The organism is Aeromicrobium sp., assembly GCF_037719875.1.
Taxonomy (GTDB): domain Bacteria; phylum Actinomycetota; class Actinomycetes; order Propionibacteriales; family Nocardioidaceae; genus Aeromicrobium.
This window is the reverse complement of record NZ_JBBJMJ010000009.1, coordinates 98,033-120,687: the sequence shown is the minus strand read 5'-3', so window position 1 is coordinate 120,687 and position 22,655 is coordinate 98,033. Positions and strand designations below refer to the sequence as shown.

Sequence of the window (22,655 nt, the reverse complement as noted above, 5' to 3'; positions counted from 1 at the left end):
ACCGTCTGACGGTTTACCACGGTCCCTAAGCAAACCGATCATCTTCCCTAGGCAACGGTCGTCCTCCCGAGGACAATCTCCCGCGGGCGGACGACAGTTGCCTAGGGACCGTGGTAAACCGACGGCAGCGGTTAGTCCGGAGGCTTGGTCTCGGGGACGTGGGAGTGGTGGAACCGGCCGAGAGCTTCGACGGACCGCCCTGTGCACCTGTTGACTTCCGCGATATGGAAGATAGCATCCGTTGTGCGAATATGACGGAGGCCACACATGACCGAGCACATGGACGTCCCGGGACCCCGGAAGTCTGGAGCGGACCTTGCATTCATCGACTCCCTGGTCGGTGACATGGATGCCCGCCTAGCAGCGGCCGACGCGGCGCTGACGAGTGGATATCCCGGAGACGCACCCGACCGGCAGCCGGTTCACACGGTGTACGTCCCGGCGGACCAGTTCCGCGACGACCTGCCGCAGAGCTGGGGGCGCGCTGCGCTCGCAGCGATGGACGAGCATGCCAAGGTGTTCTCGTCGGTGGCCCAACGGCCCGAGCTCGTGCAGCTGGTCCGGGACAAGTTGTCGAGCGAGCCGATCGAGGACATCAGGATCGACTTCGAGGACGGCTACGGAGCCCGCGGCGACGACGCCGAAGATGCCGACGTGACGATGGCATCGGCTGCACTGGCCCGTGCCGTCAATGGCGGCACTGCGGCCCCGTTTCGGGGCATCCGGTTCAAGAGCCTCGAGGCCGCGACCAGACGACGCGGTGTGCGGACGCTGACGATGTTCGTGTCGCACTACCTCGAGCAGGGCGGATCACTCGATGACTTCGTCGTGACGCTCCCCAAGATCACCAGTGTCGAGCAGGTCGAGGCGATGGTCGAGCTGACCGGCCGGCTCGAGCAGGTCCTCGGGATCGAGTCGCGGAGCCTGCGCTTCGAGCTGCAGATCGAGACTCCGCAGTCGATCCTCGGCCCGGATGGCGCGGCCTTGGTGGCCCGCATGATCCACGTCGGCGACCGCAGGGTCACGGCGCTGCACTACGGAACCTACGACTATTCAGCGTTCTGCGGGATCTCGGCGGGACATCAGAGCATGGAGCACCCGGTTGCCGATCACGCCAAGCTGGTGATGCAGACGGCGGCGGCCGGCACCGGCGTTCGTCTGTCCGACGGCTCGACGAACGTCCTGCCGACCGGTGACGAGGCGTCAGTGCGACGAGGCTGGGAGCTGCATGCCCGACTCGTCGAGCGCTCGCTGGAGCGCGGCTTCTACCAGGGCTGGGACCTGCATCCGGCGCAGCTCCCGACTCGTTTCGCGGCGACGTTCGGCTTCTATCGGGACGGGTATGTCGACGCCGCCCGACGGCTGCAGGACTACACCGGCAAGGTCGAGTCGAATGTGATGGACGAACCCGCGACGGCGCGAGCGCTGGCTGACTTCGTCCTGCGCGGAGTCGATTGCGGGGCGATCTCCGCCGCCGAGGTCCGGGGCGACACCGGTCTGGACAGCCGGACTCTGTCCGATCTGGCCCGTCCCCGCCGGTCTGAGTGATCTGGATCACCCGAAGTCATTGACGGAACGGCTGGGCAACCTTAGACTTTCCCGACATCAAGACTTCCGACATACGGAAACTAAAAACCGCTAGATGGAATTAGCGGATGAAGGTTCCGATCGGCCCAGAGGAGTGGAACGCATGAGCATCGTGCTTGGAGCAAACCAGTACGGGAAGGCCGAGAACCGGGTGGTCCGCATCTACCGCGACACTCCGAGGCACGAGATCCGGGATCTCAACGTCTCGAGCTCGTTGCGCGGGGACTTCGAGGATGCCCACGTGACCGGCGACCAGGCCAAGGTGCTGCCGACCGACACGCAGAAGAACACCGCCTTCGCCTATGCCAAGGAGCACGGCGTCACCTCTCCTGAGGACTACGCGATCGCCCTCGGCACGCACTTCCTGGATGCTGCGCCGGCAGCCGCCGGCGCGCAGATCAAGGTCGAGGAATATGTCTGGGACCGCATCGTCGTCGACGGTGAGGGTCACGACCACTCCTTCGTGCGCCGCGGCACCGAGACGCGAACGGCGGTCATCACGGTCGACGGCCGCGGACCCGAGCAACAGGTGTGGGTCGTGTCGGGGATCACCGATCTCGTGGTCCTGAAGTCGACGGGCTCAGAGTTCAAGGGCTTCCTCAAGGACGAGTACACGACGCTGAAGGAGACCGACGACCGCATCATGGCGACGTCGCTGACCGCCAGGTGGAGGCACGCCGGCACCTCGGCCGAGCGCGACACCGATTGGAATGCGTCATATGACGACATTCGGCGAATCTTGTTGGCCGGCTTCGCCACGACGCACAGCCGTGCGCTCCAGGAGACGTTGCACGTCATGGGCAAGAACGTCCTCGAGGCCCATCCCGAGGTCGAGGAGATCAAGTTCTCGGCGCCCAACAAGCATCACTTCCTGGTCGACCTGGCGCCGTTCCACCTCGAGAACAGCGGCGAGGTGTTCATCGCCGCTGACCGACCATACGGGCTCATCGAGGCCGCCCTCTCCCGCGACGACTCATCCGAGCCCGGCCTGGCCTGGCAGGGGGTACCGGGCTTCCTCTGATCCTGAACTCCCGACCTCGGGGTCGCTGTTGGCATGTCCACCCGCAAGGCGAGACCACAGAAGGTGAATGATGAAAAAAGCCACATCCTCGGCGCCGAAGCGCGCCAAGCACCCGGTTGATGAGGTGCTGCCGGCACCCCAGCTGGCGATCTACGGTTTCCAGCACGTCCTGGCGTTCTACGCCGGCGCGGTCATCGTGCCGATCCTGCTCGCGGGGGCCATCGGTCTCAGCGACGAGCAGCTGATCCACCTGATCAACGCCGACCTGTTCACCTGCGGGATCGCGTCGATCATCCAGTCGGTCGGCTTCTGGAAGGTCGGCGTCCGACTGCCGCTCCTGCAAGGCGTGACCTTCACGGCGGTCTCGCCCATGATCGCGATCGGCGCTGCGGCGGGAGGCGGCACCGAGGGCCTCACGACGATCTATGGCGCCGTGATCGTCGCCGGCCTGTTCACCTTCCTCATCGCGCCCTACTTCGGCAAGCTGATCCGATTCTTCCCCCCGGTCGTGACCGGCTCGGTGATCCTGATCATCGGCATCGCCCTGCTTCCGGTGGCGGCGAACGACGCGGTCGGCTTCACCGACCCGTCGCGCAAGGACTTCTACTACGCGCTCGGGACCCTGGCCGTCATCGTGATCATCCAGCGGGTGTTCCGCGGATTCATGGCCACCGTCGCGGTGCTCGCCGGACTGATCATCGGCACCGTCACGGCCTTTGCCCTCGGCGACGCGAGCTTTGAGAGCGTCGGTCAGAGCGACTGGGCCGGTGTCACCACACCGTTCTTCTTCGGGATCCCGCAGTTCTCGTTCACCGCCATCATCTCGATGATCGTGGTCATGATGATCACCGCGGTGGAGACCACCGGCGATGTGTTCGCCACCGGTGAGATCGTCCAGAAGCGGGTCGGCCAGGAGGATGTCTCACGCGCGCTGCGCGCAGACGGACTGGCCACGACGCTGGGCGGAGTGCTCAACTCCTTCCCCTACACGTGCTTTGCCGAGAATGTCGGCCTGGTCCGGCTGACCGGCATCCGCAGCAGGTGGGTCGTCGCGAGTGCCGGAGCGATCATGATCGTCATCGGCGTCATCCCCAAGGCGGGGGCGGTTGCCGCGAGCATCCCCCACTCGGTCCTGGGTGGTGCGGCGATCGCGATGTTCGCGACCGTCGCTGTCGTCGGGATCCAGATGCTGGGTCGGGTCGACTTCAACGACCATCGCAATGTCGTCATCGTCGCGACCAGCGTCGGGCTGGCGATGCTGGTCACGGTCAAGCCGACCCTTTACACCGTCGTGCCGGGTGGTCGCTGGAGCGAGATGATCTTCAACAGCGGCATCACCCTCGGCTCGATCACGGCGATCGTGCTCAACTTGGTCTTCTTCCACGTGGGCAAGAGCTTCGGCCCTGCCGTGGCCGGCACTCCGCGCAAGGGCGTCGTCCGGCTCGACCAGGTCAACGAGATGAGCAAGGAGAAGTTCGTGGAGACCTTCTCGGGGCTCTTCCAGGGTCCTGCGTGGGCGGTCGAACGGGCATACGGTCTGCGGCCATTCACCAGCACCCAGGATCTGCGACAGGCCTTTCCGGAGGCGTTGTTCGGAGGGTCCGACGAAGAGACCGACGAGCTGATCGCGGCCTATCCCGATCTGGGCGCCGGCGAGGTCGCCGATGGTCTGACCGGCGAGGACTCGATGCGTGACCAGTCGTCGCTGGGTCTGCACTGGCTCAGTGAGCCCGAGAGCGACGAGCTGAACGATCTCACGTCGGCCTATCGTGAGCAGTTCGACTTCCCGCTGGTCACCGCGATCCGGGATCAGGACTCGTTCGACTCGGTGCTGCTGCAGGGCCGGGCCCGCCTGCTCAACAGCAGGTCGCAGGAGCGCGCGACGGCCGTGATCGAGATCGCCAAGATCGCCAACCATCGGTTCGACGACCTGGTTGCCGCGGCCAACCCCATCCACTCGGCGCGGACGCGCCGGCTGAGGATGGAATGAGCGAGCGGCACGAGACCGGTGACGTCGCCTCCTTCAACGCCTTGGCGCAGGAGGAGGCGGCGGCCCGGCTCACGAGCTGTCTCGGGGCCCGTCGATGGGTCGACGAGGTCTTGGCGGGGCGACCGTACGCCGATCTCGGCTCGCTGCTCACCCGGGCCGACGTCGCGGCCCGCGAGCTGACCGACGAGGACCTGGACCAGGCGTTGGCGGGTCACCCGCGGATCGGTGAGCGGGCCGGGCAGGGACACGATGCAGCGTTCTCGGCCCAGGAGCAGTCCGGTGTGGAGGCCTCCGGCCCTGACGTCGGAGCACGGCTGATCGAGGGCAACCGGGCCTACGAGTCCCGGTTCGGCCGGGTGTTCCTGATCCGAGCCGCCGGGCGCGAGGCGCAGGAGATACTGACAGAGCTCGAGCGCCGCCTGCACAACGATCCGGGGACCGAGCGGCAGGAGACTGTCGACAACCTGCGGGAAATTGCTCTCCTGCGTCTGGAACTGGTGATCTGACATGGGAACACTCAGCACGCACGTCCTCGACACCAGCGTGGGACTTCCCGCGCCGGGGATCCCGGTGACGCTGTCCGTCCTCGGCAAGCACGAGCTCGGCTCCGGAACCACCGACGATGACGGCCGCATCGGATCGATCGGCCCCGAGGTGCTCGAGCCGGGCGACTATGCGCTGCGTTTTGACATCGCGGCCTATTTCACCGACGCCGGCCGCGAGTGCTTCTACCCCGAGATCGTGGTCGCCTTCACGATTCCGGCAGGTGGCGGGCATTTCCACGTCCCGGTCCTGCTCAACCCCTACGGCTACTCGACCTACCGCGGCAGCTGAGCCTCACCCCGCCCGCGGGAGCGGGAGCCGGCGCGCGCGCCGGCGGCGCAGCGATGTTGACGCCGCGCGTCGTACTCACCTACTATCTTCACAAATGGAAAAGATTTTCCGTAGAATGGAAAGTGAGTCGAACATGTCGGACCACGGCCTTCGCTACCTGGCGAACTGCTCGATGCTCTTCACCGAGCGCCCGCTGCTGGAGCGCCCGCATGCGGCCAAGCAGGCCGGCTTTGACGCGATCGAGTTCTGGTGGCCGTGGCCGGACCAGCCCGTGCCAGGAGATGCCGAGGTCGGGGCCTTCGTCGCGGCGGTCCGCGATGCCGGCGTCCAGCTGGTCGGCCTGAACTTCTTCGCCGGAGACCTCGCCGGCGCCGATTGTGGCGTGCTGTCGATCCCCGATCGGGCCGGACAGTTCCGCGACAACATCGATGTCGCCATCGGCATCGGGGAGCAGCTGGAGGTCTCGGCCTTCAACGCGCTCTACGGCAACCGCGTCGAGGGCACCCCGCCGCAGGTCCAGGACGAGCTGGGCCGCGAGCAGCTGGGCCTTGCCGCCAAGGCGGCGGCGGGAATAGGGTCCACGATCCTGGTCGAGTCGGTGAGCGGTCCCAAGCCCTACCCCCTGCGTACGGCCGCGGACAGCGTCGCGGTCGTGGAGGCGGTCCGAGCGGACGGGCATGCCAACATCGGCTTCCTGTGCGACCTGTTCCACCTCGCCAACAACGGCGATCCCGTCGCTGAGGCGATTGCCGCCCATGCCGACGTGACCGCCCACGTGCAGATCGCCGACTGGCCCGGCCGTGGTGAGCCCGGCGCGGGTGAGCTCGACCTCGACGGACTGCTCGCGGACCTCGCGGCGCGGGGCTACGACGGGTGGGTCGGGCTGGAGTACAAGCCGACGACCACCACCGAGGCCAGCCTCGCCTGGCTGCCCGAGCCGCGACGCGGCAACCACGGATGACAACCCCACCACAAGGAGCACACGAGATGACCAGCATCGCCTTCATCGGCCTCGGCATCATGGGCCAGCCCATGTCCGTCCACCTGCAGCAGGCAGGATTCGACGTCTGCGGCGTCAACCTTGATCCCGAGCGGGTCCAGCCGCTGCTCGAAGCCGGCGGCCGTGCCGCCGGCTCGATCCCCGAGGCGGTCAAGGGGGCCGACATCGTCGCCATCATGGTCCCGGACTCGCCGGACGTCGAGCAGGTGCTCACCGGCCCCGACGGTGTCTTCACGCATGCCGAACCGGGCACCCTCATCATCGACTTCTCCAGCATCCGGCCCGATGTGACCGCCGACCTCGCCGAGCAGGCGCGGGCCAAGGGCTTCCGTATGCTCGACGCCCCCGTCTCCGGTGGCGAGGCCGGCGCCCGCAACGCCGCACTGTCGATCATGGTTGGCGGCGAGGCTGCCGACTTCGACGAGGCGCGATCCGTCCTCGACGTCGTCGGCAAGACGATCGTGCACGTCGGTCCGAGCGGCGCCGGCCAGACGGTCAAGGCAGCCAATCAGCTGATCGTCGCGGTCAACATCGAGGCGGTCGCCGAAGCGCTGGTCTTCCTCGAGGCATACGGCGTCGACACCGAGGCGGCGTTCGAGGTGCTCGGAGGCGGCTTGGCCGGTTCGAAGGTCCTGGACCAGAAGAAGGCCAACATGCTGGGACGGTCGTTCGACCCGGGCTTCCGCATCGACCTGCACCACAAGGACATGGGCATCGTCACCTCGGCCGCGCGCGAGGCCGGCGTGGTGCTGCCGCTGGGTGCCGTGGCGGCCCAGCTGATGGCCTCGGCCCGCGCCAACGGCGACGGCGGTCTCGACCACTCCGCGCTGCTGCGTGGCGTCGAGCGGCTGTCCGGCACCACCAACTGATTCACCCGACCTTGAGAGCAGGAGCAACAACATGACACGGATGACAGCGGCCCAGGCGGCCGTGGAGATCTTGAAGAAGGAAGGCGTCTCGCACGTCTTCGGTCTCCCCGGCGCGGCGATCAACCCCTTCTACAAGGCGATGGAGACCAACGGCGGCTTGCAGCACATCTTGGCCCGCCACGTCGAGGGCGCGTCCCACATGGCAGAGGGCTACACCCGTGCCACGGCAGGCAACATCGGCGTCTGCATCGGCACCAGTGGCCCGGCCGGCACCGACATGATCACGGGTCTCTACTCCGCGAGCGCGGACTCTGTGCCGATCCTGTGCATCACGGGTCAGGCGCCGGTGGCCAAGCTGCACAAGGAGGACTTCCAGGCGGTCGACATTGCCTCCATCGCAGGTCCGCTCACCAAGATGGCGGTCACCGTGATGGAGGCCGGACAGGTGCCCGGAACGTTCCAGCAGGCATTCCACCTGATGCGCTCGGGTCGGCCGGGGCCGGTCCTGATCGACCTGCCGATCGATGTCCAGATGACCGAGATCGAGTTCGACGTCGAGACGTACGAGCCGCTGGCGGCGTACAAGCCGGCCGCGACCCGGGCCCAGATCGAAAGGGCGCTGGACATGCTCGCCGCGGCCGAACGACCGCTGCTGGTCGCCGGCGGTGGCGTCGTCAACGCCGACGCGGCCGAGCTGCTGGTCGAGCTCGCCGAGCTGACCGGGACCCCGGTCGTGCCGACCCTGATGGGCTGGGGCACGATCCCCGACGACCACGATCTCAATGCTGGAATGGTGGGGCTGCAGACATCGCGCCGCTACGGCAACGCCACGATGCTGGCGGCGGACTTCGTGCTCGGCATCGGCAACCGGTGGGCCAACCGCCACACCGGGGGCGTCGACACCTACACCGCTGGGCGTACGTTCGTGCACGTCGACATCGAGCCGACCCAGATCGGCCGGGTCTTCGCGCCCGACTTCGGCATCGCTTCTGACGCGAAGGTGGCGCTGGAGCTGTTCGTCGAGGTGGCCCGTGAGCGCAAGGTCGCAGGCAACCTGCCCGACCGCGCGTCGTGGGCGGCCGACTGCCTGGAGCGCAAGCGCACGATGTGGCGCAAGACCCACTTCGACGACGTCCCGATCAAGCCTCAGCGGGTTTACGAGGAGATGAACCGGGCCTTTGGCAAGGAGGCCCGCTACGTCAGCACGATCGGCCTGTCACAGATCCAGGCAGCGCAGCTCCTGCACGTCTATGCCCCGCGGCACTGGATCAATGCCGGCCAGGCCGGCCCGCTGGGCTGGACGGTGCCCGCCGCACTGGGGGTCGCGACGGCCGACCCGGACGGCACGGTGGTGGCGCTGTCGGGAGACTACGACTTCCAGTTCATGATCGAGGAGCTCGCGGTCGGCGCACAGTTCAACATCCCCTACATCCACGTCCTGGTGAACAATGCCTATCTCGGCCTGATACGGCAGGCGCAGCGTGGATTCGAGATGGACTACTGCGTCCAGCTGGCATTCGACAACATCAACTCACCCGAGCTGTCCGGATATGGAGTCGACCACGTCAAGGTGGCCGAGGGTCTCGGTTGCAAGGCGATCCGGGTGTTCGAGCCGGACGGGATCCTGCCTGCGCTCGAGCAGGCCAAGAAGATGATGGTCGAGCACCGAGTGCCGATCATCGTCGAGGTCATCCTGGAGCGGATCACGAATGTCTCGATGGGCGTCGAGATCGACAACATCACCGAGTTCGAGGAGCTCGCCGGGAACGGCGACGACGCCCCGACGGCTCTTTACGCCAACCTCGATTGAGCCCGGACCGCTCGTGACCGCATCCGCTCCGTGTGTGCTCCTGGCACCCGACAAGTTCAAGGGCACGCTGTCGGCCTCCGAGGTGGCGCACCATCTCTCCGTCGGGATCCGCTCGGCGCGGCCCGATGTCGAGATCGTGGTCGTCCCCGCTTCCGACGGCGGGGACGGGCTGCTGGAGGCGTCGGACCGAGCCGGGTTCGTACGCGTGCCGGTCCGCGCCGCCGGTCCGACGGGTGTCGTCGCTGACACGTCATATGCGCGGCGCGGCAGCGAAGCCGTGATCGAGATGGCGGAGGTGTGCGGCCTCACGCGGTTGCCGGGTTGGGACCTCGCTCCTGAGACCGCCTCGAGCCGCGGCGTCGGTGAGGTCATCGCCGCGGCGCTCGACGCGGGATGCATGCAGATCCTGCTCGGTATCGGTGGCAGCGCCTCCACCGACGGTGGTGCGGGGATGCTTCGCGCCCTGGGCATCCGGGTGCTCGACGCGGCCGGGGAAGAGATCGGCGAGGGTGGTCTGGCGCTCGCACGGGTCGACCGGCTGGACCTGTCCGGACTGCATCCAGGTCTCGGCCCGGCAACGATCACAGTCGCCTGCGACGTCGACAGCCCGCTGACCGGGCCGGCTGGTGCCGCTCGCGTCTTCGGACCGCAAAAGGGTGCCGGCCCGGACCTGGTCGACCAGCTCGATGCGGCGATGACACTCTGGGCCGATGTCGTTGCCGCGGCCACGGGCCAGGACCTGCGCCAGACGCCCGGAGCCGGTGCCGCCGGCGGGGTCGGCTTCGGAGCGATGTCGGTGTTTCGCGCCGAGCTGAGGCCCGGGGCGGAGGTCGTGCAGGAGCTGACCGGGCTCGCCGACTTCATCGAGTCGGCCGACCTGGTGATCACCGGAGAGGGCTCGTTGGATGTGCAGACCTTGCACGGCAAGGCTCCCGCGGGTGTCGCGGCGGCCGCGCGGCGAGCCGGGGTCCCGGTCATTGCGGTCGCGGGGCGATGCCTGCTCGATGCAGAGACCCTGGGACGAGCCGGGATCGGCACTACATACACGCTGGATGACGAATCAACGTACGCTGGAGAGTCCTTCAGCGCCCCGGGGCCGTTGCTCGAGCGGATCGGCGCCCGCATCGCCGGCCGGATGCGCGACCGCTCCACGGAGGATGACGCATGACCGCTCCAGACACGACCGAGCTCGACCTGGTCGTCCGGGCCCGGCGTGCTGTGGTCGGCGGCGCGGAGATCGCCTGCACCGTGGCCGTGAGCGGTGGTCGGATCGTCGCCGTTGCGCCCTTCGAAGCCGTTCTCAACGCCAGAGTCAGCATCGAGCTCGCCGATGACGAGGTCCTGCTGCCCGGCCTGGTTGACACCCATGTGCACGTCAACGAGCCGGGCCGCACGGAGTGGGAGGGCTTCGCCTCCGCCACCCGAGCCGCGGCGGCCGGCGGAGTGACCACGATCATCGACATGCCGTTGAACTCGATCCCTCCGACGACCACCGTCGAGGCCTTGCGGGTCAAGCAGGACGTCGCTCGGGACCAGATCGCGGTGGACGTTGGATTCTGGGGCGGCGCAATCCCGGGCAATGCCGCCGACCTGGCCGCACTGCACGCTGCCGGGGTCTATGGCTTCAAGTGTTTCCTGATCGACTCCGGTGTCGAGGAATTTCCTCCCCTGGATGCGTCGGGATTCGCCGCGGCGATGGACGAGGTCGCGCGGCTCGACGCGCTGATGCTGGTGCACGCCGAGGACGTACGACACATCGACGACAGTCGCGCTGCCGGACCCACGTATGCCGGATTCCTCGCCTCGCGTCCACCTGCGGCCGAGAATGCCGCGATCGACCTGGTCATCGCCGAAGCCCGGCGCACCCGCGGACGTACGCACCTGCTGCACCTGAGCAGCGCCGAGGCCATCGGCGATCTGCGCGCCGCCCGGACCGACGGCGTAGACCTCTCGGTGGAGACCTGTCCCCACTACCTGTTCTTCGACGCCGAGGACGTGCCTGACGGGGCCACCGAGTTCAAGTGCTGCCCGCCGATACGAGGGGCCGACAACCGCGAGCAGCTGTGGGCCGGCCTCGCCGCCGCGGACATCGACATGATCGTCTCCGACCACTCGCCCAGCACTCCGGAGCTCAAGCAGGCCCCCGGCGGCGACTTCGGGCTGGCGTGGGGCGGCATCGCGTCGATCCAGGTCTCGTTGCCAGCGGTGTGGACCGAGGCGCGGACCCACGGGCACGACCTCGCCGACGTGGTCCGCTGGATGGCCACCGCGCCAGCCGACCGGGTGGGGCTGACCCACAAGGGCCGTATCGAGGTCGGTGCCGACGCCGACCTCTGCGTCCTTGCTCCGGACGCCGAGCTCGTGGTCGACGCGGCCACCCTGCAACACAAGAATCCGGTCACGGCCTATGCGGGCCGTCGACTCACCGGCGTCGTGCGGCGGACCTGGCTCCGCGGCACCCCCGTCGAGACACCTGGCACACCGCACGGGCGTTTCCTACAGAGAGGGCATCGATGAGCAACTACTACGCACCGCGAGGCGGACTTCCCCCGCAGACACGGTTGACGACTGACCGGGCACGCTTCAACGAGGCGTACATGGTGCTGCCGCGGGGATCGATGACCGACATCGTGGCCAGCCTCCTCCCGTTCTGGGACGACACCCGGCTGTGGGTGCTGGCCCGCCCGCTCTCGGGCTTCGCCGAGACGTTCAGTCAGTACGTCGTGGAGGTCGCGGCCGGGGGAGGCAGCGACCGTCCGGAGGCCGACCCCGAGGCCGAAGCGGTGATCTTCGTGCTCGAGGGCGCGCTCCAGCTCACGATCGATGGGCAGGAGCACGCCCTCGAGCCGGGGAGCTATGCCTTCCTGCCGCCTGGATGCTCCTGGTCGGCGCGCAACGCCGCCACGGAGCCGGCGATCTTCCAATGGCTGCGCAAGGCGTACGAGCGGGTCGAGGGAATCGACCTCCCGGAGGCATTCGTGGTCCAGGAGCGGGAGGTGGAGCCGGCCGAGATGCCAGGGACCGACGGTGCCTGGTCGACGACCCGGTTCGTCGACCCAGCAGACCTGAGGCACGACATGCACGTCAACATCGTCAACTTCCAGCCAGGCGGGACGATCCCGTTCCCCGAGACCCATGTCATGGAGCACGGGATCTACATCCTCGAGGGCAAGGCGATGTACCTGCTCAACGAGGACTGGGTCGAGGTGGAGGCCGGTGACTTCCTGTGGCTGAGGGCGTTCTGCCCGCAGGCCTGCTATGCCAGCGGCCCCGGACCCTTCCGGTACCTGATCTACAAGGACGTCAACCGCCACATGAAGCTGGGACGTCCGTTCAGCTGAGGTCATGCTCTCCCGAATAGTGGAAAAACTTTTCCGATAAGGGTTCCGATCGCGCGGTCGCGAGGGTAGAGTCGCGGGCGGAGACTAGAACTGCGTGACGTGGGTCACGGTAGGGAGATGCAAGCGCACATGAGCACACCTGGGGCGACAGTGAACGGCCGGAAGCAGGCATTCGGCGCGCTTCCCGTGCACACCTCGGCCCTCGACTGGTTGCGTGACCTGCGGCTGACGGGGTCCAAGGAGGGTTGCGCGGAGGGCGAGTGCGGAGCCTGCGCGATCATGGTGGCCCGGCCCGCCACGACCGGCGACGGGACGACGGAGTGGGTCTCGATCAACGCGTGCCTCATCCCGGCGGCCGGGCTCGACGGCCAGGAGGTCGTCACGGCCGAAGGGCTGGGTACGCCCACCTCGCTGCACCCGGTCCAGCACGAGATGGCGGTGCGCGGCGGATCGCAGTGCGGCTATTGCACGCCCGGGTTCATCTGCAGCATGGCCGCCGAGTTCTATCGTGCCGGCCGGACGCCCGTTCCTGCCGCCGACGAGCACGATTCCGATGAGCACGGTGCCAACGGTTTTGACCTGCACGCGTTGAGCGGCAACCTGTGCCGCTGCACGGGCTACCGCCCGATCAAGGATGCCGCCTACGCCCTCGGCGCGCCGGACGCCGACGATGCCTTGGCGAGTCGGCGGGACCAGGCGCCACCGGCCCCGCAGCCCACCCGCATCACCTCCGGATCGGCCGAGTATGTCCGCCCGGCCTCCCTGCCCGAGGCCCTGCAGATCCTGGCTGACCGCCCCGAGGGGGTCGTGGTCGCCGGTGCCACGGACTGGGGTGTCGCGGTCAACATCCTGGGCACTCGCGCGCCCCTCGTGATCGCGATCGACCGGCTGACGGAGCTGCGGCAGCTCACGATCGGATCCGATGAGATCCGGATCGGCGCCGGGCTGACGTTGACCGAGATCGAGCGCCGCCTGGACGGCGAGATCCCGCTGCTCGCGCAGCTGTTCCCCCAGTTCGCATCCCGGCTGATCCGCAACGGGGCGACGCTCGGGGGCAATCTCGGCACCGGTTCGCCCATCGGAGACGCTCCGCCGGCCCTCCTGGCGCTGGATGCGCACCTGGTGCTGGTCTCGACGGCGGGGGAGCGCGCGGTCCCACTGGCGGATTACTACACCGGCTATCGCCAGAGCGTGCGTGAGCCGGACGAGCTGATCCGGGAGATCAGGATCCCTCGTCCACTTGCCGGGCTGACCGGGTTCCACAAGATCGCGAAGCGCCGGTTCGACGACATCTCCAGCGTCGCGGTGGGATTTGCGCTTGACGTCTCCGAGGGCGTCGTGCAGAGCGCCCGTATCGGCCTGGGTGGCGTCGCCGCCACTCCGGTCCGGGCTCTCGAGACGGAGGCTTCGCTGGTCGGGCAGCCGTGGTCGGCCCGGACCGTGTTGACATCGTCACGTGTCATGGCCCGGGAGGGCACCCCCCTGGACGATCATCGGGCGAGTGCGGCCTTTCGCGCCGCGATGCTCGGCCAGGCACTGCTCAAGCTGCATGCGCAGAATCCGCTGACCCGGACGGAGGCATCGGCATGAGTCGGCTGTCTGAACGACCCGACGTCGCCGAGGTCGGCAAGGCGATCCCGCACGAGTCGGCGGCTCTGCACGTCACGGGGCAGGCTCTCTACACCGACGACCTGGTGATTCGCACCAAGGACGTCCTCCATGCGTGGCCGGTGCAGGCGCCGCACGCGAAGGCCCGGATCGTCGGGATGGATGTCGAGCCTGCCTACGGCGTCCCGGGTGTCGTGCGCGTCCTGACCGCCGACGACGTGCCCGGGGTCAACGACGCTGGCGTCAAGCATGACGAGCCACTGTTTCCCGACGAGGTGCGCTTCTTCGGGCACGCCGTGTGCTGGGTGTTGGGCGAGACCCTTGAGGCGGCCCGCCTGGGTGCCGACGCGGTCCAGGTGGACTACGAGCCGCTGCCCTCCCTCATCAACGTCAAGGAGGCCATCGCGGCCGAGGAGTTCCAAGGTGCGCAGCCGACGGTCGAGCGCGGCGACGTCGCCGGCGGTCTTGACGGTGCGGCGCATGTCTTCAGCGGCGAGTTCGAGTTCTCCGGCCAGGAGCACTTCTATCTGGAGACCCACTGCGCACTCGCCCATGTCGACGAGGGCGGCCAGGTCTTCGTGCAGAGCAGCACCCAGCACCCGTCCGAGACGCAGGAGATCGTGTCGCACGTGCTCGGACTGCGCAGCAGCGAGGTGACGGTGCAGTGCCTGCGCATGGGCGGCGGCTTCGGCGGCAAGGAGATGCAACCGCACGGATTCGCGGCCATCGCGTCCCTGGGCAGCATCCTGACCGGACGCCCCGTGCGCCTGCGGCTGAACCGTACGCAGGACCTGACGATGTCGGGCAAGCGGCATGGCTTCCACGCTGAGTGGCGGATCGGCTTCGACGACGAGGGCATGATCCAGGCGCTCGAGGCGACCCTGACGGCAGACGGGGGCTGGAGCCTCGACCTGTCCGAGCCGGTGCTCGGCCGGGCGCTGTGCCACATCGACAATGCCTACTGGATACCGCACATCCGGGTGTCAGGCCGGGTCGCGCGGACCAACAAGACGTCGCAGACCGCGTTCCGCGGTTTCGGCGGACCCCAGGGCATGATCGTGATCGAGGACATCCTCGGGCGATGTGCCCCGCAGCTCGGCATCGACGCCCTCGAGCTGCGACGTCGCAACTTCTACCGGAGTGTCGACGGGGTCGACCAGACCACGCCATACGGTCAGCCGGTTCGTCACCCGGAGCGGATTGCCGCCGTGTGGGACCAGGTGCAGGAGTCCGGCGACGTGCTGCGGCGTCGAGAAGAGATCGCGACCTTCAATGCCGAGCACCCTGACGTCAAGCGCGCACTGTCGATCACCCCGGTCAAGTTCGGCATCTCCTTCAACCTCACGGCCTTCAACCAGGCCGGCGCCCTGGTCCACGTCTACAAGGACGGCTCGGTCCTGATCAACCACGGTGGCACCGAGATGGGTCAGGGGCTGCACACCAAGATGCTGCAGGTCGCAGCGACGACCCTCGGCGTGCCGTTGTCCAAGGTTCGCCTGGCTCCCACCCGCACCGACAAGGTCCCCAACACCTCGGCCACGGCGGCATCGTCGGGCGCAGATCTCAACGGCGGCGCGGTCAAGAACGCGTGTGAGCAGATCCGCGGCCGCCTCGAACAGGTCGCGGCGAATGGTCTTGGCGTGCCGGCGGCCGACATCCGGTTCGTCGACGGCGAGGCGCGGGCCATTGGAGCCTCCGGTCCGGGTGTCGCCTGGGACGAGGTCGTGCGCACCGCCTACTTCCAGCGGGTCCAGCTGTTCGCGGCCGGTTACTACCGCACCGAAGGGCTGCACTGGGACTCCTCGGTGATGCGTGGATCGCCCTTCAAGTACTTCGCCTATGGCGCGGCGGCGACCGAGGTCGAGGTGGACGGGTTCACCGGCGCCTACACGACCCGGCGCGTCGACATCGTCCACGACGTGGGCGATAGCCTGTCCCCCCTGATCGACATCGGTCAGATCGAGGGTGGATATGTTCAGGGCGCCGGCTGGCTGACCCTGGAGGATCTGCGATGGGACGAGAGCGACGGGCCGCTCCGCGGACGCCTCGCCACCCAGGCCGCCAGCACCTACAAGCTCCCCAGCTTCTCGGAGATGCCGCCGGACTTTCGCGTGACCCTCCTCGAGCACGCGCATGAGGACGGCGTGGTCTACGGCTCGAAGGCGGTCGGTGAACCTCCGCTGATGCTGGCCTTCTCGGTCCGCGAGGCGCTGCGCGAGGCGGCAGCCGCATTCGGACCAGTCGGGACGACCGTCGACCTGGCGTCGCCGGCGACCCCCGAGGCAGTGTGGTGGGCGCTGAGCGAGGCCCGCCGTGGTCACGACACGGACCACCTGGTCGAGGGCAAGCCGGGCGCGCAGCCCGATCTGCCAGACCCGGAGGCGCCACCGCGCCGGCCCGAGTCCGAGGTCGAACAAGTCCTGTTGAGCGAGGCGTAGGAGATTCCCATGCAATGGTTGGAGGCCGTCGAGCGTTTGCGCTCCCGCCGCGAGGCGGGGGTGCTCGTGACGATCAGCGAGGTCCGAGGACATGCGCCGCGCGATGCGGGCGCCAAGATGGTCGTGGCGGCCGACGACGTATGGGGATCGGTCGGCGGCGGCAGTCTCGAGGCGATGTCGATCGATCGCGCCCGGGAGATGCTGTCCAGCCAGCAGACCGCTCCTGTCGCCCTGACCGAGAGCCTGTCGGACAAGGCGCGCGGACAGCACGGGGTGCAGTGCTGTGGGGGAGAGGTCAGCCTGCTGCTGGAGCCCCTGCCGGTGCTGCCGGCCATCGCGATCTTCGGGATCGGTCATGTCGGCATGGAGCTGGCGCGGATCCTGGCGCGGCACGACCTCGACCTGCACCTGATCGACTCCCGGCCCGCGCAGCTGGTCGACCAGGCGTTGAGCCCACTCGACGACTCCCACGCCCGGGTCCACCGGCACCATGTCCCCGTCCTGCCCGAGCTGGTGCTGGCCGAGCTGCCGCACGGCACTCACATACTGGTCATGACCCATGACCACGCCGAGGACGCCGCATTGTGCGATGCCGCGCTCCGCACGAGCCACCTCGGCTCGATCGGACTGATCGGCTCGCGGGCCAAGTGGAGCCGGTTCCGCAAGAAGCTCAGCGACGAGGGGCACGACGAGTCCGCGGTCGCCCGCATCACCTGTCCGATTGGGCTGGCAGCTCCGGCAGGCAAGGACCCGGCGACGATCGCGGTGAGTATTGCCGCGGCCCTGCTGCAACGGCTCGAGCAGGAGTCCACGATGGGTTCATCCCAGAGCTCGCAGGCCAGCCTGTGACGATCTTCAGAGGTACGTTCCTGGACACCCCCAAGGACCCGTTCCTGGGCGCATCGCTGCGGGCCGAGTCCGATGGCGGACTTGTCGTGCTCGACGGCGTCATCGTCCGCCGCGGGTCCTACGAAGACATCCGCGCAGAGCACCCCGATGACGACGTCATCGACCTGAGTGGCGGCCTGGTGCTGCCTGGATTCGTCGACACCCACGTGCACTTCCCGCAGGTGCGGATGATCGGCGCCCTGGGCATGCCGCTCCTGGAGTGGCTCGAGCGCAGCGCTCTGCCCGAGGAAGCGCGTCTGAGCGACACCGACTACGCCCGCGAGGTCGCCCGCGAGTTCCTCGGGGGACTGGCCGGCGCGGGCACCACGACGGCTCTGGTCTTCGGTGCACACTTCGCCTCGGCCGTCGATGTCCTGTTCACCGAGGCCGAGGCGTTCGGGTTGAGGATCACCAGCGGGCTCGTCGTCAGCGACCGGATCCTTCGCCCCGACCTGCTGACGACGCCTGAGGCGGCACACTCCGAGGGCTTGGCGCTTGCGAAGCGCTGGCACGGGGTCGGCCGGGCGCGCTATGCCGTGATCCCACGCTTCTCGCTGTCGTGCACCGAGGGCATGCTCGACTCGTGCGCCGCGCTTCTCGACGACGTCGAGGGTGCCTGGTTCACGTCGCACATCAACGAGAACCTCTCCGAAGTCGCTGCCGTGTGCGATCTGTTCGAAGGGTGCGACGACTATCTGGCGACATATGACCAGCACGGGCTGGTGGGCGACCGCAGCGTCTTCGCCCACAACGTGCACGCGAGCGATGGCGAGCTGGCCCTCCTCGGCGCGCGCGGCGCGAGCATCGCGCACTGCCCGACCAGCAACGCATCGCTCGGCAGCGGACTCTTCCCGCTGCGTGAGCACGTCGAGCACGGCGTGCGGGTCGCCCTCGGAACGGACGTCGGCGCCGGCGCGGGCTTCTCGCTGTTCAAGGAGGGCCTGCAGGCCTACTTCACGCAGCAGCTGCTGGGCGCGCACGGGCTGCCGCTCACCTCGGCGCACCTGCTGCACCTGGCGACGTCCGCTGGAGCCGCTGCCCTCGGGCTGGCCGACCAGGTCGGTGACTTCGAGGTCGGCAAGCAGTTCGATGCCCTCTGGCTACGGCCTGTGGCGGGCTCGACACTCGAGGTCGGCCTGCGGCATGCCAGTGGACCTGACGAGGCGCTCGCCAAGACCTTCACCCTCGGCACGACCGCAGATGTCGCGGCGGTGTGGGTCGGTGGACGCGAGGTCCAGGCGGCCGGTGCGCGCGACAGTCTCAGCCCTCCGCCGCCAGCACTGCTTGGTATGCCGTGAGGGTGAGGAAGTCCACGAAGTCGTCGTCCAGCGCGGCCTGCAGGAACAGCGTGCGTGCCGTCTCGAGATGGTCCAGCCCGGCCAGCTGAGCGCACTCGTGCTCGACGATCTGATCGACCAGGTCCCGCGTGACGGTTTCCCCACTGTCGAGCTGCGCGCCGCGATGCACCCACTGCCAGATCTGCGAGCGTGATATCTCGGCGGTTGCGGCGTCCTCCATCAGGTTGTGGATCGCCGCCGCGCCGTTGCCGCCCAGCCAGGCCGCAAGGTACTGGATTCCGACCGTGACATTCGTACGAAGGCCGGCCTCGGTGCGACCTCCGGGAGTCTGGCCCAGAGCGAGCAGCTCATCGGGGCCCACCGTGACGTCGGGACGCTGCCGGTCGATCTGGTTGGGGGCGTCGCCCAGGACGCCGTCGAAGATCTCGGCGCACAACGGCACCAGATCCGGATGCGCGACCCAGGAGCCGTCGAACCCCGCTGCGACCTCTCGGGACTTGTCCTCGCGGACCTTGCTGAACGCCGCAGCATTGACCTCAGGATCGCGCCGGCTCGGGATGAACGCCGCCATCCCACCCATCGCGAACGCGCCGCGGCGGTGACAGGTCTTGACCAACAGGTCGGCGTAGGCCTTCATCATGGGTGCGTTCATGGTCACCGCGTTGCGGTCGGGCAGGGCGACGTCGCCCGGCGATCCGGCAGGAGCGTCGCGGAAGGTCTTGATCACGCTGAAGAGATAGTCCCAGCGGCCGGCATTGAGCCCGCTTGCATGGTCGCGCAGCTCGTAGAGGATCTCGTCCATCTCGAAGGCGGCCGGCAGGGTCTCGATCAGCGCCGTGGCCCGGACCGTGCCGACGGGGATGCCCAGGCGTTGTTGAGCATGCGTGAAGATGTCGTTCCACAGCCGCGCCTCGAGATGGGACTCCATCTTGGGCAGATAGAAGTACGGACCGCTGCCGCGCCGCAGCAGCTCGGCGGCATTGTGGAAGAAGTAGAGCCCGAAGTCGAGCAGGGCCCCGACGACGGGGGAGCCATCGACCAGCACGTGCGCCTCATCGAGGTGCCAGCCGCGGGGTCGGGGGATGATGACCGGGATCCGCTCGGGATCGCTCAGCGCATATGCCTTGCCCTCCGGGCCGGTGAACGCGATGGTGCGGCGGACGGCGTCATGGAGGTTGACCTGTCCGCCGACGACGTTGTCCCAGTGCGGGGTGTTGGCATCCTCGAGATCGGCCAACCACACCTTGGCTCCGGAGTTGAGAGCGTTGATCGCCATCTTGCGCTCGGTCGGCCCGGTGATCTCGACGCGGCGGTCCTGCAGGTCTGCCGGCGCCGGGGACACCGTCCACTCACCGCTGCGGATCTCGGCCGTCTCGGGCAGGAAGTCCAGCGTGCCACTGCGGGATATCTCCTCGCGGCGCCGCTGACGGGCCTCGAGGAGCTCGTCGCGGCGGGCGCCAAAACGTACCTGCAGATCGGCGACAAAGTCGAGCGCTTCGGGAGTGAGGATCAGGTCGCCCCCATCGGGCGACGCGCGGGTGAGCTGAATCGTGGTCACGCCGGGACTCCTTGGCGGTAGACTTCCATTATGCGGAAACCAACTTATCAAACTTGGTGTGTCCTGCCTGCCAGTCGGCTCAGGCGCATCCCCGGGTTGGCGTCATGACGGTGGTCGCCAAGGAAGGCGCCTCGGCCCGCAACTCCGGCGGGGTGCAGTCCCTGGACCGTGCGTTCGCCATCCTGGAGGTCATGGCTGACGCAGGCGGCATCATCGGCCTGTCCCAGCTCGCCGAAAAGGCAGATCTGCCGTTGGCGACGATCCACCGGTTGGTCCGCACCCTGGTCGACCTCGGCTACGTCCGTCAGGAGCAGTCGCGCCAATACTCCCTCGGCCCGAGGCTGATGCGCCTGGCCGACACGAGCTCCAAGCGGATCGGCACGTGGGCTCGGCCTGCCATGAACGATGCGGTCGCCGAGCTCGGTGAGTCCGTCAACCTGGCGATCCTCGACGGCGACGAGATCGTCTATGTCGCCCAGGTTCAACCGTCCAACAACTTTATGCGGATGTTCACCGAGGTGGGCAAGCGCACCCACCCGCACGCCACCGCCGTGGGAAAGGCCATCTTGGCCCACCGCCCGGATCAGGAGGTCGTGGAGCTGCTGGGCAGGACCGGCATGTCCCGGCACACGTCCAACACCTTGACGACGCCACAGGAGTTCCTCGCCGAGCTCGCCGACATCCGGGCCCGCGGTTATGCGATCGACGAGGGTGAGCAGGAGATCGGGGTGCGATGCGTCGCTGTCATGGTTCCCGATGCACCCCAGCCGATGGCCCTGTCGACCTCCGGCCCCTTGCCGCGGATGGGCGACGAGATGGTCGAACGGGCAGCGCCCGTGCTCCACGCAGCCGCCGCCGAGATTGCGCGCGAGCTCGGACGCACGGGGGGCAGCTCGGACGAGTCGTCGACCTGAACCGTCAGCGGCGAAGCTCGGCTCCCGTGAGGTCACGGATGGTCTCGAAGGATTCGCCGGGAGCAAGGTCGACGAGCGTGAGCCCCTCGGGTGTCACATCCAGGACGGCCCGGTCGGTGATGATCCGGTCGACGACCCCGAGTCCGGTGAGGGGCAGCGTGCAGTGCTCGACGATCTTGGGCGTGCCGTCCTTGGCGACGTGGTCGGTGAGGACGACGATGCGCTTGGTCCCGGCAACCAGGTCCATCGCCCCGCCCATGCCCTTGACGAGCGCTCCGGGCACGGCCCAGTTGGCGAGGTCGCCGTTGGCCGCGACCTGGAGCGCGCCGAGGATCGCGATGTCGACCTTGCCGCCGCGGATCATGGCGAATGACTCGACCGAGTCGAAGAAGCTGGCTCCGGTGTTGACCGTGACGGTCTGCTTGCCGGCATTGATCAGGTCGGGGTCCTCCTCACCCTTGTAGGGGAAAGGGCCCATGCCGAGGATGCCGTTCTCGGACTGGAGCGTCACCGAGACACCATCGGGTATGTGGTTCGCGACCATGGTGGGGATGCCGATGCCGAGATTGACGTAGTCGCCATCGGCCAGCTCGTGGGCCGCGAGCGCGGCCATCTCATCACGGGTCCAGGTCATGCGATTGCTCCCTCGGTGGGCCGGGCTCGGGTCGTGCGTTGCTCGATGTCCTTCACCACGTCGGGGGTGTGGACCAGACGGGTCACATATACGCCGGGAGTCTGGACGAGCTCGGGGTCGATCGCATCGATGAGGTTCTCGACCTCGGCGACCGTCACGCGGCCGCTAGTTGCCACTGCCGGATTGAAGTTGCGCGCTGCCAGGCGATAGCGGAGGTTGCCCCGGGTGTCCCCGGTGTGGGCGTGCACGAGGGCCACGTCGGCCACGATGCCGCGCTCCTGGACATACGTGGTGCCGTCGAAGACCTCGGTCGGCTTGCCCTCGGCGACCGCTGTGCCGACCCCGGTGCGCGTGTAGAAGGCGGGTATTCCGGCTCCACCGGCACGGAGTCGCTCGGCCAGAGTTCCCTGCGGATTGAACTCGACCTCGAGCTCGCCGTCGAGATACTGGCGGGCGAAGAGCTTGTTCTCCCCGACGTAGGAGGCGACGACCTTGACCACCTGATGGTTCTCCAGCAGGAGGCCCAGGCCCTTGCCGTCCACTCCCATGTTGTTCGACACGACGGTCAGGCCTTGGACCCCTGAGTCCCGGACGGCCTGAATCAGGTCCGATGGGATCCCGCACAGGCCGAACCCGCCCACGGCGAGGGTCATGCCGTCGGTCAGGAGGCCGGCCAGGGCTTCGTCGGGGGATGTGCAGGTTGTCATCGTCGAGCCTCTCCGGTTCGTCCATTCAATGGACATACGTGGGGAGTCAATCGAATCGGCTCACCGAGGTCAAGAGACGACGCCGGGCGAAGCCGCGAATGCTCACGCAGCGGACCCGTGGACCGAATGCGTTCACTCACTGGACGCTATCGTGGACC

Annotated in this window: 19 protein-coding genes; 16 read left to right on the top strand and 3 right to left on the bottom strand. The window is 67.9% G+C overall.

Going from position 1 to position 22,655, the window contains the following annotated elements; genetic code table 11:
• The first annotated feature begins 267 nt into the window (after positions 1–267).
• The 15 genes from WKF39_RS10610 (at position 268) to guaD (ending at position 18,684) form a co-directional block, all read left to right on the top strand.
• Complete coding sequence (locus tag WKF39_RS10610) at positions 268–1,548, top strand: aldolase (RefSeq protein ID WP_340388146.1); 1,281 nt, start codon at positions 268–270, stop codon at positions 1,546–1,548.
• A 142-nt stretch (positions 1,549–1,690) separates the two neighbouring features.
• Complete coding sequence (pucL, locus tag WKF39_RS10605; protein WP_340388144.1) at positions 1,691–2,608, top strand: factor-independent urate hydroxylase; 918 nt, start codon at positions 1,691–1,693, stop codon at positions 2,606–2,608.
• A gap of 70 nt (positions 2,609–2,678) precedes the next feature.
• Positions 2,679–4,598 (top strand): 2-oxo-4-hydroxy-4-carboxy-5-ureidoimidazoline decarboxylase, encoded by a 1,920-nt coding sequence (gene uraD, locus WKF39_RS10600; protein WP_340388142.1) that lies wholly within the window; start codon positions 2,679–2,681, stop codon positions 4,596–4,598.
• The gene (gene uraD / locus WKF39_RS10595) at positions 4,595–5,104 is read left to right on the top strand and encodes a 2-oxo-4-hydroxy-4-carboxy-5-ureidoimidazoline decarboxylase (protein ID WP_340388140.1); all 510 of its coding nucleotides are present in this window, start codon (positions 4,595–4,597) and stop codon (positions 5,102–5,104) included. The genes uraD (WKF39_RS10600) and uraD (WKF39_RS10595) overlap by 4 nt, the downstream gene beginning before the upstream one ends.
• A gap of 1 nt (position 5,105) precedes the next feature.
• Entirely contained in the window at positions 5,106–5,432 is a 327-nt protein-coding gene (gene uraH / locus WKF39_RS10590) for a hydroxyisourate hydrolase (protein ID WP_340388138.1), read from the top strand.
• A gap of 115 nt (positions 5,433–5,547) precedes the next feature.
• The gene (locus tag WKF39_RS10585; RefSeq protein ID WP_340388136.1) at positions 5,548–6,393 is read left to right on the top strand and encodes a TIM barrel protein; all 846 of its coding nucleotides are present in this window, start codon (positions 5,548–5,550) and stop codon (positions 6,391–6,393) included.
• A 26-nt stretch (positions 6,394–6,419) separates the two neighbouring features.
• Positions 6,420–7,301, top strand: coding sequence for a 2-hydroxy-3-oxopropionate reductase (locus WKF39_RS10580; protein ID WP_340388134.1), 882 nt, complete (start codon positions 6,420–6,422; stop codon positions 7,299–7,301).
• A 31-nt stretch (positions 7,302–7,332) separates the two neighbouring features.
• Entirely contained in the window at positions 7,333–9,111 is a 1,779-nt protein-coding gene (gcl, locus tag WKF39_RS10575) for a glyoxylate carboligase (RefSeq protein WP_340388132.1), read from the top strand.
• A 34-nt stretch (positions 9,112–9,145) separates the two neighbouring features.
• Positions 9,146–10,279 carry a glycerate kinase gene (locus WKF39_RS10570; protein ID WP_340388130.1) on the top strand — a complete coding sequence of 378 codons (1,134 nt, stop codon included), beginning with the start codon at positions 9,146–9,148 and terminating at the stop codon, positions 10,277–10,279.
• Complete coding sequence (allB, locus tag WKF39_RS10565; protein ID WP_340388128.1) at positions 10,276–11,628, top strand: allantoinase AllB; 1,353 nt, start codon at positions 10,276–10,278, stop codon at positions 11,626–11,628. Before WKF39_RS10570 ends, allB begins: the two co-directional genes overlap by 4 nt.
• Positions 11,625–12,452, top strand: a complete 828-nt coding sequence (locus WKF39_RS10560) for a bifunctional allantoicase/(S)-ureidoglycine aminohydrolase (protein WP_340388126.1) — start codon at positions 11,625–11,627, stop codon at positions 12,450–12,452. Before allB ends, WKF39_RS10560 begins: the two co-directional genes overlap by 4 nt.
• Positions 12,453–12,581: 129 nt before the next feature.
• The gene (locus WKF39_RS10555; RefSeq protein WP_340388124.1) at positions 12,582–14,042 is read left to right on the top strand and encodes an FAD binding domain-containing protein; all 1,461 of its coding nucleotides are present in this window, start codon (positions 12,582–12,584) and stop codon (positions 14,040–14,042) included.
• On the top strand, positions 14,039–16,498 hold the full coding sequence (gene xdhB, locus WKF39_RS10550) for a xanthine dehydrogenase molybdopterin binding subunit (RefSeq protein ID WP_340388122.1): 2,460 nt from the start codon (positions 14,039–14,041) through the stop codon (positions 16,496–16,498). The genes WKF39_RS10555 and xdhB overlap by 4 nt, the downstream gene beginning before the upstream one ends.
• A 9-nt stretch (positions 16,499–16,507) precedes the next feature.
• Positions 16,508–17,347: a xanthine dehydrogenase accessory protein XdhC gene (xdhC, locus tag WKF39_RS10545; protein WP_340388120.1), complete on the top strand. Its 840-nt coding sequence runs from the start codon at positions 16,508–16,510 to the stop codon at positions 17,345–17,347.
• A complete protein-coding gene (gene guaD / locus WKF39_RS10540; RefSeq protein ID WP_340388118.1) occupies positions 17,344–18,684 on the top strand; it encodes a guanine deaminase in 1,341 nt (446 codons plus the stop codon). Before xdhC ends, guaD begins: the two co-directional genes overlap by 4 nt.
• On the opposite strand, the gene aceB is transcribed toward guaD, so the two are convergent.
• Positions 18,647–20,242: a malate synthase A gene (aceB, locus tag WKF39_RS10535; protein WP_340388116.1), complete on the bottom strand. Its 1,596-nt coding sequence runs from the start codon at positions 20,240–20,242 to the stop codon at positions 18,647–18,649. The genes guaD and aceB overlap by 38 nt on opposite strands.
• Before the next feature lie 104 nt (positions 20,243–20,346).
• Here aceB and WKF39_RS10530 point away from each other — a divergent pair, with 104 nt between their 5' ends.
• Positions 20,347–21,156, top strand: coding sequence for an IclR family transcriptional regulator (locus WKF39_RS10530; protein WP_340388114.1), 810 nt, complete (start codon positions 20,347–20,349; stop codon positions 21,154–21,156).
• 4 nt (positions 21,157–21,160) lie between these two features.
• On the opposite strand, the gene WKF39_RS10525 is transcribed toward WKF39_RS10530, so the two are convergent.
• Positions 21,161–21,790, bottom strand: coding sequence for a CoA transferase subunit B (locus WKF39_RS10525; RefSeq protein ID WP_340388112.1), 630 nt, complete (start codon positions 21,788–21,790; stop codon positions 21,161–21,163).
• Positions 21,787–22,497, bottom strand: a complete 711-nt coding sequence (locus tag WKF39_RS10520) for a CoA transferase subunit A (RefSeq protein ID WP_340388110.1) — start codon at positions 22,495–22,497, stop codon at positions 21,787–21,789. Before WKF39_RS10520 ends, WKF39_RS10525 begins: the two co-directional genes overlap by 4 nt.
• Between the last annotated feature and the right edge of the window lie 158 nt (positions 22,498–22,655).